The sequence below is a fragment of the Rhizobium sp. CB3060 genome (genome assembly GCF_025200735.1).
In the GTDB taxonomy this organism is placed as follows: Bacteria; Pseudomonadota; Alphaproteobacteria; order Rhizobiales; family Rhizobiaceae; genus Rhizobium.
The window spans coordinates 787502-802709 of sequence record NZ_CP104159.1 but is presented as its reverse complement, the minus strand read 5'-3'; the positions used below and the strand labels follow the sequence as shown (position 1 = coordinate 802709).

Here is a 15208-nt window from a genome sequence, read left to right as displayed (position 1 = left end):
AATTTTGTGCTGCAAGATTTGATCGCCAACGGCCAGACCATGCGGACCGTCTCATTGCCGCGTGGACGCCACCGGCTGCACGCCATGCCGACCAGCGCGGGCTACGAAATAAGGGACAACGAGCTTTACGATTGGGATGGACGCAGGCGCGGCCAGACGCCATTTACGGTGCTGCAGCACACGATCGGCGGCAGCGGCCGGCTGCGCTATGAAAACCGCAACTACCGTGTCGGCCCCGGTGACACGCTGTTGGTGCTTGTGCCGCACAACCATCGTTACTGGTTGGAAAAAGGTGAGCGGTGGGAATATTTCTGGATATCGATGAATGGCGAGGAGGCGCTGCGTATTCATCGCCTGATCCTCACCGCCGCCGGGCCGCTCCTGAAACTGCAGCAGTCGACGATCGATCATCTTGCCGATTGCAGCCTCCGGCTCGTAAGGGGCGCCACGACGCCAGCCTCTGCCTCGGCGGTGGCCTATGAAGCCGCGATGGCGCTCTATGACGATGTCTTTGGTTCGCATGCCATCGCCGCCGATCGATCCGCCATGCAGACGGTGATCGACTATATCGACGCCAATCTCGACAAGCCCTTGCCGGTCAGCGACCTTGCCAGGGTCAGCGGCCTCAGCCGCGCCCATTTCTCGCGTGTCTTTGCCGACAGCGAGGGTTTGCCGCCGGCGGAATTCGTCCTGCAGCAACGCATGCAGAGGGCCGCCAAGCTCCTGACCAAGGCAGCGTTCATTCCGGTCAAGGAAGTCGCGATCATGTCTGGCTTCGACGATGCCAATTATTTCTCGAAAGCTTTCCGGCGCACCTACGGCATCAACCCTACGGAATTCCGCACCACCGGCATGTACGCGGCAGTGCGGAGCCCAGGAGAGGACATCAAGAATGCGCGGACAAGATAGCTCCGCCTATGCGGAATGCGGATGCAGGTCGTCGTTACCAGGCGTTTCCAGCCGCACCAGCTTTCCTTCTTCCGCCTTGTAGAAATATTGGCTCGCCACCAGCCAGCCCTTCAACGGACGCAGCGGCGGGATGCAGGTGAGCAGCATGAACGGCAGCGTCGTGAAGGCATGCACCCAATAGGGAGCCTGGAAGGCGACTTCGAGCCAGACGGCAAGCGCGACGCTTGGGATGCAAGCGAAGCAGATGACGAAGAAGGCCGGACCATCGGCCGGATCGGCAAAGGAATAGTCGAGGCCGCAGACCTCGCAGGACGGCCGGAGCGTCAGGAAACCTTTGAACAGATGACCTTGCCCGCAGCGCGGGCAGCGGTTGCGCAAACCGGTCTGGAGCGGGGGAAGCGGCGGCCATGAATCTTCGGATGACATTGTTTTGTCCCTTCCAAGAACCGGGCATTCGCTCTGGAGCGCATTGCCCGAGAGCCTCGCGGGCGAAGCGCCCCATGCGGATCGTCCCGAAGCCGGACGGCACTGTGGGCGACCTTCAAGCCGCCTGCCGTCCTGTTGGAAGATGTATGGCACAACATGCATACATTGTCAATTATTGTATGTATATTGTTCAAGTATCTCATGCGGGCGCGGCAATTTGTCCGATCAGATGACGATCGCCGAAGCGGCCGGTGTCTCTGCCAGCAGATCGGCGACAATGCCGAGGCTCTGGCGAAGATGGTCGCGATCTTCCGCAACGCCGAGCCCAAGGCGGACCGCTTCCGGCGCCGGACCAAGGGCAAAGGCATCGCTCGCGACGACGCCAATGCCGGCAGAGCGCAGTCGCGCCGTGAATTCGCCGCGCGACCATTCGGACGGCAGCCGCAGCCAGGCATGGAAGCCTTCCGGATCGACAAGCAGATTGGCGGCAGGCAGCAATTCCGCCGCAATCGCCTGCCGTGCCTTCGTCTCCTGGCGGATCGCCGCCAGCACAGCCTCGGCCGTACCGTCTTCGATCCAGCGGCTGGCGATCGCGGCGGAAAGCGGCGAAGCCATGGCGGCGGTCGCGCGGATGATGCCGGCAAGCTTGGTTGCCGCGCGCAGATCCGGCACAGCGAGATAGGCGATGCGCAGCGCGGGCGACAGACACTTGGCGAGGCCGGCGATGTGATAGACCCGCTCCGGCGCAAGCGCCGCCAGCGGCGCGACCGGCTGTATCGGCAGCGCGCCATAGGCATCGTCCTCGATAACAGCGACATCGTAACGGGCGGCGATGTCGAGAATGGCCTTGCGCCGCGACAGCGGCAACGTGATCGTCGTCGGGTTGTTGATGGTGGGATTGCAATAAAGCGCCTTTGGGCGCCTACTGAGGCAGAACTCCTCAAAAGCTTCTGGAATCAGACCTTTATCGTCGGTTTCTATAGCAGCAACATTAAGCCGCAAATGCGCCGCCACGGAGAGGAAGCCCGGATAGGTCAGCGCCTCAGCGCAGACTGTGTCGCCAGGGGCCGTCAGCGTGCGGGTGATGGCGAGTATCGCGCCCTGAGCGCCGGGGCACACGAGAATACGTTCCGGCCCGATACCGGGCAGCCGGCCTGAGAGCCATTCCGCTCCGGCCGCGCGGTCCCGGACGGCGCCGCCTGGCTGTTGGTAGCGCAGCAGCAGGTCCAGCCCATCGCTGAATTCCAGCCCGCTGATCCCCTGCCACATCCGCTCCGTCAGGGCTTCGTCATCGAAGCGCGGCGGCAGGTTCATGCTCATATCGACCAGCCCGCTGGGAATGGATTTTTGGCGTGGCGGCGCTGCCCGGCCCTGGCTGACATAGGTCCCCTGCCCGACCCGGCCTTCCACCAAACCCCGTTTGCGCGCTTCGGCGTAGGCGCGGGTGACGGTGGTGAAATCGATGCCGAGCGCCTCGGCTAGCGCGCGCTGCGGTGGCAGGCGCGCACCGATCGCCAAGCGGCCGGCGCGGATGTCGGCCTGCAAGGCATCGGCGATCGCCAGATAGACCGGCCCGGCCACCCTGCTGATAGAGGGTGCCCAGAAGGGCGCTGCCTGATCATCGCTCATATCGGTATCTCCAAAGGAATGTATGCATATTGTATGGTTTTTGCGCCGCGAGCAAGAGGGTGACCACCGGGAAATGCCGATCCGGGATCCGATTTCGTTGCACCATCGCGACAGGCCTGTATAGATATCGCCCGGCTGCGACCATGCTTCGCATCGCAACCGCGCCTTTTCCAAGCAATACGCGTTCGTCCAGGCTGCGACGGGCTCCATCGATAGGAATGAACATGCGCTCTGTTGTCGCTTTCAATGAATCCTGGAGTTTTCAGGAAGGTTTTTCGCTTGCCGAAGTTGGCCATCTTCAGGCAGGACAGCCCGTCACCTTGCCGCACACTGCGGTTGAGCTGCCATTCAACTATTTCGACGAGAAATCCTATCAGCGCGCCTTCACCTACCAGAAGATCCTGCCCTGGAGCGCCGATTTCGCCGGGCGCGAAATGTCGCTGGTGTTCGATGCCGCCATGGCCGATGCGGTCGTCTATCTCAATGGCGAGGAGATCATCGCTCACAAGGACGGCTACACACCCTTCGAAGCGCGGCTGACTGGCCGCCTGCGGGAGGGCGACAATCTCCTCACCGTCAAGATCGACGGCAGCGAGAACCCGGAAATCCCGCCCTTCGGCGGCCGTATTGACTATCTCACCTATGCCGGTATCTACCGCGATGTCTGGCTGAAGGTGGCAGCGCCCGTCTCGATCGCCAACATCAAGGTCGAGACCGGCAATGTGCTTGCCGCTGCAAAATCCGCGACCGTTCGCTGCGACATCGCCAATCCGCAGGGCCTCGCCTTCAACGGCGCGATGGAAACCCGCCTCTGCGCAGCGGATGGCACGGTGCTGGCCTCGGCAGTCGCCGAGATCTCGGGCGGCAGCGTTACCTTCGCCTTCGACAATCTGACCGGCATCTCGCTGTGGGAACTCGACAATCCCGTGCTCTATACGATTGATGCCGAGCTGAAAACCAACCATGGATCAGATCGGTGCGCGGTAAATTTCGGCTTCCGCACTGCCGAGTTCACCGCCGAAGGTTTTCTGCTGAATGGCCGCAAGCTGAAGCTGCGCGGTCTCAACCGTCACCAGGCCTTCCCCTATGCCGGCTATGCCATGGGCCGCTCCGCGCAGGAGCGTGACGCCGAGATCATGAAGCACACGTTGAAGTGCAACGTGGTGCGCACATCGCATTATCCGCAATCGACCTGGTTCCTCGATCATTGCGACCGCATCGGCCTACTGGTCTTCGAGGAAATCCCCGGTTGGCAGCATATTGGCGGCGAAGAGTGGAAACAGGAATCGATCCGAAACGTCCGCCGCATGATCGAACGCGACTGGAACCATCCCTCGATCATCATCTGGGGCGTGCGCATCAACGAATCGCAGGATTCCCATGATTTTTACGTCGAGACCAACAGGCTTGCCCGCGAACTCGATCCGACGCGCCAGACCGGCGGCGTGCGCTACATCACCGAGAGCGAGTTGCTCGAAGACGTCTATACGATGAACGACTTCATTCTCGGCAACGAGGAGCTGCCGGGCGCCAACCGCCCGCGCACGCCTCTCAGATCGCAGCAGGAGAATACCGGCCTCTCTAAGAATGTGCCCTATCTGATCACCGAATTCGGCGGCCACATGTACCCAACGAAGATCTACGATCAGGAACAACGGCAGGCCGAGCATGTGCGCCGGCATCTGGAAGTGCTGAATGCGGCCTATGGCGACCCGTCGATATCAGGCGCCATCGGCTGGTGCATGTTCGACTACAATACCCATAGCGATTTCGGCTCCGGCGACCGCATCTGCTATCACGGCGTCATGGACATGTTCCGCGAGCCGAAATTCGCGGCCTACGCCTATATCAGCCAGTGCGAGCCTTCCGACGAGGTCGTTATGAAGCCCGTGACCCAATGGGCGCGCGGTGAGCGCAACATTGGCGGCGTGCTGCCGCTAATCGTGCTCACCAATTGCGATGAAATCGAGCTGCGCTACGGCTCGCTCGTCAAGCGTATCGGCCCGGACCGGGAGAATTTCCCGCATCTACCGCACCCGCCCGTCGTCTTCGACCATCGCCATTTCACGAAGGACGAATTGGGCGTCTGGGGCATGGAATGGGAGGACGCGCATTTTACCGGGTTTATTGGTGGCAAGGCGGTGGCAACGCTGCACATGGTCGCCAATCCCCTTCCGACGACGCTCGAGGTGAAGGCGGACAGCCTGACGCTTCGCGCCGGCGATCGCGACACGACGCGTATCATCGTCCGTGCTCTTGACCAGGCAGGCTCCCGCCTGCCCTTCCTTAACGATGTCGCGACGATAAAGGTCACCGGCCCTGCTGAGGTCATCGGCCCGCAGACGATAGCCTTCCAGGGCGGTACCACCGGCTTCTGGCTCCAGTCGACGGGCGAAGCGGGGGCAATCATCGTCGAAGTTTCATCCTCGCGCTTTGCGACGCGAACGGTCACGCTGGCGGCGAAGTGACGACCTAAAAGCAGGCTCAGGCGATGACGGGATAGCCCAACGTGATCGCCTGCCGCTCCAGCTCGGCCAACGCCTCATAATCGGCATCGCCAAGCACCTCAAAGCGCCGCAACGACAAGGTATCGCGGACATCCGCAAGCGTGGGCTCGCTTGCGATGCCGGAGAGAATTTGGCGCAGCAGCGTCAGTTCTTCCGCCGAAGTTTCCATGCCGGTGATGAACGGCAAGCCCGGCCCGCTGACCGTTTCCGCCAGAATGCGGACACCGGCGACACGGTGGGGATCAAAGCGGTTGGCATTGCCGAAGGTGACGCAGTCAATCGCTGCGACATCAGCTCTGCCGTCGGTCACGGCATCGATACTGCGCAGATGCCCGCCGGTTTCGATGACGCGACCGAAGAAGCTGCTGCCTTTAGCGAGCGGCGCGATGGCCGCACGGAAGAGATTGGAGCCGGAATTGCTGCCGGGATCGTTGATGGCGGCGGTCAGTCCGCGAAGATCGGCAAGCGCCTCTATTGCCGAGTCCTTGCGAACAATGATGAAGCTGCGCATCGACGGGCCATCGCAACCCGGCAGGTCATAGACCGGCGTCGCCACAAGCTGGACCCTGCCTCGCAGGTATTTGACATAGGGAAAGCCGCAAGTCTGCGCCAGCAGCAGCCCAGGCTGCACCCAGGCCTCGTCATGCGTGATGCCCTTCTCCAATGTCTCGGGGACATCCGCCACGCCCGCTTTTCGCAGCCGGTCGCCGATATAGGCCCAGAGAGCGTCCGTCGCGGCAACAAGCGGCGGCTGACCGGTATACATGGCAATGTTGCTGAGGCGCATAACGGGATATCTCAAGAGATCGGCAGGACTTGCTGATCCCATACACCGCTCCGAATGCTGGCGCATCCCGGAAAGTGCATTTGCTTCGTCGAGGCGTCCGCCTTCAATAGTCGGGCACGTCAAGCGTGCCTTCGCCCTGGGGAAAAATGCCTTTCCTCATCGGCATCATCGACATCGGGTCTGGCATCCTCGAGCGCCTGCAGAACTTTCGCGCGCAGCCATGCATCGTGGACAGCGCTGTTGCTGACGAGTTCGAGTGGCAGGGCGCCCTCATTCGCCGTACGGGTCAGCAGGATGCGGATGGCATCCGAGACCGTTAATCCCATGGTCTCGAGAACGGCCGCTGCGCGTTCTTTGATTTCAGCGTCGATTTGAGTCTGGACCATTACATCCGATGCCATTTCAGCCTCCCTCGGCTGAGGAACAATGTCATGCATTTCGAATGACATCTTCCAGTGGCCGAATATAAATCAAAAAGTCGGCGCGTGCACCGTCACCGGGTCGGTCGTGGCGACGCGTTGCGGCGTTTCCGCTGCCGGCGCTGGGAACTGTCCCTCGAACAGGCGTTGGATGGCAGCGGTGCTCCGGTCGTTGCGTGGCAGAACCGGTTTACGTGCCAGCAATTCCTCATCGATTATCGCCTGCATGCCTGTCGTGAAATTGCGAAGGCTGAATTGAGCCGCATGCGCGCGCAGCACGTCCGGACGGAAAGCATCCTCGTGATCTTCGAAATCATGCACCGCGTCCACCACTGCTTCCACGGATTGCTCCCCGAACAATATACCGCTGAGGCCTGGAACGACCGTTTCCAGCGCGCCGCCGCTGCCAAAGGCGATGACGGGACGGCCGCTGGCCATGGCCTCGACCGGAACGATGCCGAAATCCTCTTCGCCCGGGAAAATCAGTGCGCGGCAGCGAGCCAACTTCTCCTTCAGCACCGAGAACGGCGCACGGCCGAGGAAGGTAATGGTCGGTCCGGCCAAACGTTTGAGTTTCTCCATTTCCTTGCCCTCGCCGATGATGACCAGATTGCGGTTCATCTTGGTAAAAGCCCGGACAGCGAGGTCGATCCGCTTGTAGGGAATGAGCTGGCCGGCGCAGAGGTAGAAGTCCTCCGTTGCCGCCGCCGGGATGAAATCGTCCACCGAGACCGGCGGATAGAGCACGGTTGCTGGGCGACGGTAATATTTGCCGATGCGGGCGCTGACATGGTGGGAGTTGGCGATGAAGCGATCGACGCGCAAGCTGGTGTTGACGTCCCAGGTCCGCAACAGCGGCGCCAGCACCGGCAACATCAGCCGCGAGGCAAGGCCGGCATTGGAGCGATAGAAATGATAGTGGTCCCAGAGGTAGCGCATCGGCGAGTGGCAGTAGCAGACGTGCGTTGCTTGCGGCGGCGGGATAATGCCCTTTGCCGGGCCTGATTCGCTGGAGATGATCAGATCGTAACCGCTGAGATCGAAGCTCTCCAGTGCGAAGGGCATCAGTGGCAGCAGTGACTGATAGCCTTTGATGGCGCCGGGGATGCGCTGCAGGAACGATGTCGTGACCTTGTGTCTCCTGATCTTTTCGGAGACGCGGCTCTCATCATAGACGAGCGTGAAGATATCGGCGTCCGGATACATGTCGCAGAGCGCTTCGACCACTTTCTCGCCGCCCCGCATCGACACCAGCCAATAATGAACGATGGCTACCCGCATCCTTCTTCCTCCGCCGTTGATCGAGACATCATTGTGCGGGCGGCGGGCAATGCGACAGAACCCACATCGGTCCTCCATCGCATCCAAATGGTGGAAGGTCATGACCAAAAGGTCTAGGCGGCCAAAAACAGTTTAAACTCAATGTTATATTCGCTGTTACCCGAACGCTGAGCCCCACCCATTCCTTCCTCAGAAGGGATTAGCCGTAACCCTACGGCAGGGGATTTACTCGAAAAGCGTTCAAGGGATGATCTCAGTCCATAGCGCTGCGGCAGGGTTGGCGGTGGCGCGACCGACACGAAAACGAGATCGCGCCTCATGTTGACAATTTCTGCTCTTCACGCACAAGCCCGCCGGAAGACGCCGGGCACCATCCTCGGCCTGTTCCTCGCCCTGGCACTTTCGGGAACCGCCTTTATCGACAAAGCGAGTGCCGCATCGGACGATGTCTATCACATCAAGCCTCAGACGCGGATGAAGGTAGCGATCGTCGAATGGGTCGCCGCGACCGGCGAATATAAGGAATGGACGGCGCTGAACGGCGAATATGTCGTTTCGCAATCCGGAACGATCTCCATCCCGATGATCGGCGAGATGACGGTCCTCGATAAGACCACTGTAGGTGTCTCCGCAGAAATCGGCGATCGGCTGAAGCAGATCACCGGGCTTGCCACCGCTCCGACGGCGTCCGTCGAAGTGGTGAAATATCCGATGATCTACGTCACCGGTTCAGTCGAGAAGCCGAGCGAGCTGGAATTCCGGCCGGGGCTGACAGTCAAGCAGGCCGTTGCTATGGCCGGCGGCCGCGAGCGCCGCACCAGTCCGACCGGCGAATATAACAATGCGCAGCAGATCAGCTATGCCGGCGAGATTAACCGGATGGAGCTGCAATTGAAGCAGCTCGGCGCTCGGCGCGCCCGGTTGATGGCTGAGCTGAATGACCAGACGACCATCGATTTTCCGATGGAAATCAAGGCGGCGCCCGAAGGCTCGGCCATCAAGCAGATCATGACCAGCGAAATCGATGTCTTCAATGCCAGGGCCGAGGCGATGCGCCAACAGCTTCAAGCTGCCGCCGAGCTCGAAACCTTGCTGCGCAACGAGATCGACATTCTCGACGAGAAAATGACATCCCAGGACGAGCAGGTGAAGATCGCCCAGGACGAATTGCAGGACATTTCCAAGCTGGTCGACACGAAGATCCTCACCACCTCGCGCAAGACCTCCCTGGAACGCGTCGTCGCTGACATGCAGAGCGGCAAGCTCGATCTCGTCGTCGCCTCGATGCAGGCCAAGCAAAAGCTCAGCGAGACCCAACGCGATGCGCTGAACCTCAAAGGGCAGCGCAAGACCGAGGTCGGACAGCAATTGCAGGCGACCGAAACCGAAATCGAAGACACCAAGCTGAAGCGCAACACGACGCTGCAACTGCTGCAGATCGCCGGCGCTTCGCTGTCTCGCTCCCAGAGCATGAAGGCGATCGATCTCCAGCCGCTCGAATATTGGATCACGCGCGGCGGCGATGCAGGCACCACAACCGAGGTGCAAGAAACGACGGAGGTGCAGCCGGGCGATGTGCTGGATGTTCGCTACAACGTTTCCGGCAGCCTGGACGGCACGGTGCTGTCCTCGATCGATCCCACGCAATCCCAATAACCACCATCAAAAGCAAGGTCGGGCGGAAGTATCATGGCAGTTCACGAGATTGGTAAAAGCGTACCCGGAGCTCAATCCGAGGCCAAGCGATCAAACGGAAGCGAATATATTTCCTTTCGCGATATTTGGCGGTTCATGCAGCGTCATGTGCTGATCTTCATCACCTTTACCGCGATGGGGCTCGGCATCGGCTCATACTACGTGATGACCACCCAGCCGATCTATCAGGCTACAACCCGCCTGGTGATGGATCCGGAACAAGGCCGCATTGCGTCCCAGGACGCCTTCAGCGGCACGGTCATCATCGAGGCTGCGGAAATCGCCAGCCAGGTTGAGATCGTCAAATCGGAGGCCATCGCCCGCGCGGTGATCGAGAAGCTCAATCTCAGTGAAGACCCCGAGATCGTCGGGGGCATGTCGTGGCAGGGAGCCCTGCGTGACAAACTGCATAGCATCAGCGCCTATTTCACCCACAGCCACGACGAAGAAGTAAAGCCTGTCCCGACCCAAGACGATCTGATGCGCCGCACTATGGCCTCGTTTCTCTCCAGGGTCTCGGTCAACCGTGTCGGCCAATCCTACATTCTGGAAATCGGCTATAGTTCCACCGATCCGCGTAAGGCGGCACTGGCGGCGAACGCGATCGCCGCCGCCTATATCCGCACGGGGCTGACCGAGCGCGCCTCCGCCGCACAAAGCGGCGCGAAATGGTTGGAGACGCGGCTGATCGAGGTCGGGCGGCAGGCCCGCGAGGCCGCAATGAGCGTCGAAGAGTTCCGTGCCAAGAACGGCATCATGGAAATCAGCGCCTCCTCCTCGCTCGATCAGCAGCAATTGTCCGAAATCAGTAGCCAGGCGCTGGCAGCCCGGGCACAGACGGCCGCAGAATCCGCCAAGCTTGCGACGCTCACCCGGCTTATGGCCGGCGAGAAGGTCGAGGGCGATGTCGACGAGACGATCAACAATCCGCGCATACAGAAACTGCAGGAAGATCTGAGCACTGCAACGACCAAGCTCAACAACCTGACCAGCCGGTATGATGCCGGCAACCCGGCAATCGCGGCTGCGCAGGACGAGATCAATCGGCTGAAAAGCGAGATGCAGAGGGAGTTTTCCCGCATCCAAGCGGTCTATCGCTCCAATCTGGAAGTAGCCCAAACCCGGGAGAAGCTGCTCAACGACGAGCTGGCCGCGCTGACGGAAACCGGTACCGACAAGAACCTGGCGCGTGTCGAACTTTCCGAAATGGAGAGCCGCGCAACGACCTATCGCCGCATGTATGAAAGCATCCTGCAGCAATTGATCGGCGCGCTGCAGAAGGAATCCTTCCCGCTCGGCAATGCCCGCATCGTGACGGCTGCCGCCGTGCCGCTGACGAAGAACTGGCCGAAATCCTCGATCGTCATTCCTTTCTCCGCCATGCTCGGCCTTGCCTTGGGACTTGGGATGGCGCTGCTGCGTGACGGCATGGACCGGCGCGTCAGCTCCAGCGAAAAGCTGCGGCGCGAACTCGGCATCACCTCGCTCGGCCATGTGCCTGTCTATGCCGGCCCGTCCTTCGTGCCCGGCCATATCGTAGGCGGTGGCTCGACGTGGCGACGAACCATGTCACCGCTGAGATCCGTGCTCGATACACCCTACTCGCAATTTTCCGAAGCCTTGCGTGGCGTAAAACATTCGGTCGACTCCGCCTTCCAGCCGAATGCGCCGATGGTGATTGGTATCACTTCGGTCGGCACAGGCGAAGGCAAGACGACGATCGCGACCAATCTCGCTCAGCTCTATCAGAACGAGGGCACATCCGTGGTGCTGGTCGACGCCGATTTCCTCAATGCCCGCCTCAGCGGCGTGGCAATGGAATCGGGCGCGGATTTCGGCATGGATCTGCTGCGCATGAACGAAGTGCCGCGGCGTTATTCAGTCGCACATGAAAACGGCTTGTCCATCGCAACGATCGATCATGATCCGGAGATCGACAGGCTGTCGTCGCAGCCCTATGGCAGCGGCATTCCCGTCGTCACGGTCGACGAGACGGAGAAATCCGTTGCCGCATTCCAGCGCTATGGCCATCTGCCGGCGCTCAAGGCGGAAATCGATCTGCTGCGCCGGCGCTACAAGGTGGTCATCGTCGACATGTCGGCCTTCGAAGACTCCGCCGATACACGCGTCATCTGCTCCTATCTCGAAGGCATCGTCGTCGTTGTCGGCCATACCAACAAGATGACGGTGGAGCGGCTGTCCGACGCGCTTGCAAGCTTTGGTACGACGCCGATCAATATCCTCGGCATCATCGCCAACCGCAGCAGCGAAAAGCGCCGGCATGCCGAGCGCCATCACTGGTGGCGCAAGCCGCAGCCGCGCGAAACTCGCTTTTCCGCCAAGCGGCTCGAAGGCCGTCCGGCTGGCCGCCCGCTCAAGCTGGTCGTCGGCATCGCCAGTGCCGGCCGGCGGGACATCCTGTCCTCGATCCTTCCGCATATGGCGCGCCAGACGCGCAAGCCGGACGAAGTGGTCGTCTGCCTCGCCTCGCCGGAGGACATCGATCCGAGCTGCCTGCGCGATCTCGATTTTCCGGTGCGCGTGCTGATTTCCGAACGGGGACTCTGCCGCCAGCGCAACCGGATCCTCGACAACATTCCCGATTCGGACGTCGTCCTCTTCGTCGATGATGATTTCCTGATGACGCCGAACTACCTCGAGGAGACGGAACGGCTGTTCCAATTCCATCCGGACATCGTCATGTGCACCGGCACGGTGCTTGCAGACGGGATCACCGGCCCCGGCATCTCCGTTCGCGACGGGCTGCGAATGGTGGAATCGAAGAGCCGGCGGCGGTCGGATCCGACGGCCCAGTTCCAGCCGGTCTACAACGCCTATGGTTGCAACATGGCGGTCCGCACCACGATCATCAAAGCCGGCAATCTGCGCTTCGACGAGAACCTGCCCTTCTATGGCTGGCTCGAGGATGTCGATTTCAGCCGGATCGTCGCCCGCTACGGCCAAGTGGTCAGCGCCAAGCAGTTGGAAGGCGTGCATCTCGGCACGAAGGTCGGCCGCTCGGCCGGCGTCCGGCTCGGTTATTCGCAAATCGCCAATCCCGTCTATCTCATGCGCAAGCGAACCATGAGCGTCCGTCACGCGTCCATCCAGATCGGCCGCAACCTAGCCGCCAACCTCGTCAAAGCCTGGCGGCCCGAGCCGTGGGTCGACCGCAAGGGACGGCTGAAGGGCAATGCGATGGCCTGTCTCGATCTGCTGAAGGGCAGGCTTGCGCCGCAAAACGTCGAAGCGCTGGAGTAATCTCGTGAGCCCACCCCGTCCCGATCGGGTCGTCATCATCAACGATCGCTCCGTCAAAGTTGGCGGAGCATCGAATCTGGCGATCCTTTCTGCCGATCTATTGCAACACGCTGGAATTCCAGTCACCTATTTCGCCGGCGACACCGCCGGCGACAATCCGCCGGCGTTGGACACCATCAATCTCGATGGCCTGCCACTGACCCAGCAAGGCCGGATGAACGCCCTCGCCAGCGGACTATACAGCAAGAGCGCCTATACTGCGCTGCAGGATCTCATCACCCGAAAGGACACGCCAGCTACGATCTACCATGTACATGGCTGGTCGAAGATCCTTTCGCCGTCGATCTTTCGGGCGCTGTGGCCGGTGCGCGAGCGGGTCGTGCTGCACGCCCATGACTATTTCCTATCCTGCCCGAACGGCGGCTTTGCGAACTATCGAAAAAACGATGTGTGCCGCCTCACGCCGATGTCGATGCAATGCCTGACGACGCAGTGCGACAAGCGCGGTTATCACGAGAAGGTCTGGCGATCGGCGCGGCATGTGCTGCGGGAGCACTTTTACCCCACTCATCAAACGCCGGCCAATATCGTCATCGTGCACCAGCGCATGCGCGACTATTTCGACCGTAGCGGTATCGAAACAGACAATATCGAGATCATCCGCAATCCGGTCGAACCCTTTCTGAAGCAGCCGATGCAGCCATGGAAGAAACGCGATTTCTTTTTCGTCGGTCGGCTCGAACCGGAAAAAGGATTCGAGGATGCCGCCATGGCGGCGCGGCTTGCCGGCATAAGTCTCCACATCATCGGCGACGGCGCGGGCCGCGCGCTGCTGGAGCGCGACTATCCGGAGGTGGTCATTCACGGCTGGAAATCCAAGGAGGAGATGCGCGACATCATCGGCAATGCCCGAGCACTCGTCGTTTCCTCGCGCGTTCCGGAGCCTTTCGGGCTCGCCGCGCTGGAAGCGGTGACCAGCGGTATTCCGGTCATCCTTCCAGACGCGGCGCTTCTCGGCGACGAAATTGCCGAGCTCGGCTGTGGACTGACCTTTCAAAGCGGCAAGGTAGAAACGCTTGCCGGCGCGATGCGCCGCCTTGCAGGCGATAACATGTTGATCCGCCTGATGAGCGTCAACTGCATGCGCCGGTCCAGTGGTCTTGCCCATACACCGGCCTCCTGGCGGGACGCACTGATCACCCTCTACGACCGCATTCTCGAGCGCACGGCCGCCTCCGCTGCCCTCGCCGAGGACTATCCGGAAGCTGCTGGACAATCACCAATCGGTTAGTTGAGTAGACGAATTACCTGCCGACCTAGCCGTGCTTTCCCGGCTTTACGTCAATGGGACTAGGGCAATACCCGCAGGGTCAATTGTCAAGCTTGAGGGCAACTGGCAGCTTTGTGAAACGGTTCGGCAATGTCGAGAGGTTCAAGAGATGCTGTCGGCTTTTGATGGCTATGCTCATGATGAGCAACCGCTTCGTGATTTGAAACAGACAGCAAGGCGCAGCCGCGCCAAGCGTAGCGTCGATATACTGCTTTCGGCCGTAGGCCTGCTGTTTCTCGCCCCGGCGCTTCTTGTAATCGCCATCGCGCTGCTATTGGTCGATGGCCGCCCCATCATCTACCGCCATACCCGCGTCGGCCGAGAGGGCCGCCCGTTCCAATGCCTGAAGTTCCGTTCCATGCGCAAGGATGCAGACAAGCGCCTGGCTGAGTTGCTGGAGCGGGAGCCGGAACGGAAGAGGGAATGGCTGGCCACGCAGAAGCTGATGAACGATCCGCGCGTCCACTGGCTCGGCAAATATCTGCGCATGAGCAGCGCCGATGAACTGCCGCAGCTTCTCAACGTGCTGCGTGGCGAGATGAGCTTGGTCGGGCCACGCCCGGTGGTGGCCGCGGAACTTGAGCGCTACGGATCGCAATTGTACTGCTACCTGGCACTACAGCCCGGCATCACCGGCCTATGGCAGGTCAACCGCTGCGCCGACACCTCCTATGAGGAGCGGGTACAGTTCGATGTCGACTACTACCATGCATGCTCATTCTGGACGGACGTCGCCATTCTCTGGAAGACCGTCGGCGTCGTGCTGCTTGCCCGCAATGAAAAGGAACGACTCACCAAATGAAGAAGATGGCGACCGCAGCCCAGACCGCGAGACAAAACAGTATCAGCAGCCAACGGAGCACGAATTTCCGGCGCGGAAAGCGCCGGCGCCCGGCTGCCGTGCGATCGGGATCGACGTCCTTCATAACCTGTTCTGCATGTTGTCTCATGACAGTTTACGAAA

At 60.8% G+C, this 15208-nt stretch carries 12 protein-coding genes; 6 read left to right on the top strand and 6 right to left on the bottom strand.

From position 1 onward, the window contains the following. The first annotated feature begins 6 nt into the window (after positions 1–6). Complete coding sequence (locus N2601_RS23070; protein ID WP_104826659.1) at positions 7–909, top strand: AraC family transcriptional regulator; 903 nt, start codon at positions 7–9, stop codon at positions 907–909. Between the two features lie 6 nt (positions 910–915). Here N2601_RS23070 and N2601_RS23065 read toward each other — a convergent pair whose 3' ends face one another. Both N2601_RS23065 and N2601_RS23060 read right to left on the bottom strand, forming a co-directional pair. Next, a complete protein-coding gene (locus N2601_RS23065) occupies positions 916–1335 on the bottom strand; it encodes a DUF983 domain-containing protein (protein ID WP_104826658.1) in 420 nt (139 codons plus the stop codon). Positions 1336–1560: 225 nt separating this feature from the next. Beyond that, positions 1561–2964, bottom strand: a complete 1404-nt coding sequence (locus N2601_RS23060) for an aminotransferase-like domain-containing protein (RefSeq protein ID WP_104826657.1) — start codon at positions 2962–2964, stop codon at positions 1561–1563. A 224-nt stretch (positions 2965–3188) separates the two neighbouring features. On the opposite strand from N2601_RS23060, the gene N2601_RS23055 reads away from it, so the two are divergent. Beyond that, positions 3189–5432 (top strand): glycoside hydrolase family 2 protein, encoded by a 2244-nt coding sequence (locus N2601_RS23055; protein ID WP_104826656.1) that lies wholly within the window; start codon positions 3189–3191, stop codon positions 5430–5432. Between the two features lie 16 nt (positions 5433–5448). Here N2601_RS23055 and N2601_RS23050 read toward each other — a convergent pair whose 3' ends face one another. From N2601_RS23050 to N2601_RS23040, 3 genes are all read right to left on the bottom strand, one after another. Beyond that, positions 5449–6300, bottom strand: coding sequence for a phosphate/phosphite/phosphonate ABC transporter substrate-binding protein (locus tag N2601_RS23050; RefSeq protein WP_311319464.1), 852 nt, complete (start codon positions 6298–6300; stop codon positions 5449–5451). Between the two features lie 77 nt (positions 6301–6377). Then, positions 6378–6659 carry a type II toxin-antitoxin system RelB/DinJ family antitoxin gene (locus N2601_RS23045; RefSeq protein ID WP_104826654.1) on the bottom strand — a complete coding sequence of 94 codons (282 nt, stop codon included), beginning with the start codon at positions 6657–6659 and terminating at the stop codon, positions 6378–6380. A 69-nt stretch (positions 6660–6728) separates the two neighbouring features. Further along, positions 6729–7958 carry a glycosyltransferase gene (locus tag N2601_RS23040; protein WP_104826653.1) on the bottom strand — a complete coding sequence of 410 codons (1230 nt, stop codon included), beginning with the start codon at positions 7956–7958 and terminating at the stop codon, positions 6729–6731. A 318-nt stretch (positions 7959–8276) separates the two neighbouring features. On the opposite strand from N2601_RS23040, the gene N2601_RS23035 reads away from it, so the two are divergent. The 4 genes from N2601_RS23035 to N2601_RS23020 all read left to right on the top strand — a co-directional run bounded on the left by N2601_RS23035 (position 8277) and on the right by N2601_RS23020 (position 15046). Continuing rightward, positions 8277–9614 carry a polysaccharide biosynthesis/export family protein gene (locus N2601_RS23035; protein WP_104826652.1) on the top strand — a complete coding sequence of 446 codons (1338 nt, stop codon included), beginning with the start codon at positions 8277–8279 and terminating at the stop codon, positions 9612–9614. A gap of 33 nt (positions 9615–9647) precedes the next feature. Continuing rightward, positions 9648–12914, top strand: a complete 3267-nt coding sequence (locus N2601_RS23030) for a nucleotide-binding protein (RefSeq protein WP_245464181.1) — start codon at positions 9648–9650, stop codon at positions 12912–12914. A gap of 4 nt (positions 12915–12918) precedes the next feature. After that, positions 12919–14205: a glycosyltransferase family 4 protein gene (locus N2601_RS23025; protein WP_260305053.1), complete on the top strand. Its 1287-nt coding sequence runs from the start codon at positions 12919–12921 to the stop codon at positions 14203–14205. 148 nt (positions 14206–14353) lie between these two features. Then, positions 14354–15046, top strand: a complete 693-nt coding sequence (locus N2601_RS23020; protein WP_104826650.1) for a sugar transferase — start codon at positions 14354–14356, stop codon at positions 15044–15046. Here the strand turns inward: N2601_RS23020 and N2601_RS23015 are convergent. Beyond that, positions 15036–15170, bottom strand: coding sequence for a hypothetical protein (locus N2601_RS23015; RefSeq protein WP_260305052.1), 135 nt, complete (start codon positions 15168–15170; stop codon positions 15036–15038). The two genes, N2601_RS23020 and N2601_RS23015, sit on opposite strands and share 11 nt — an antisense overlap. Positions 15171–15208 lie beyond the last annotated feature (38 nt).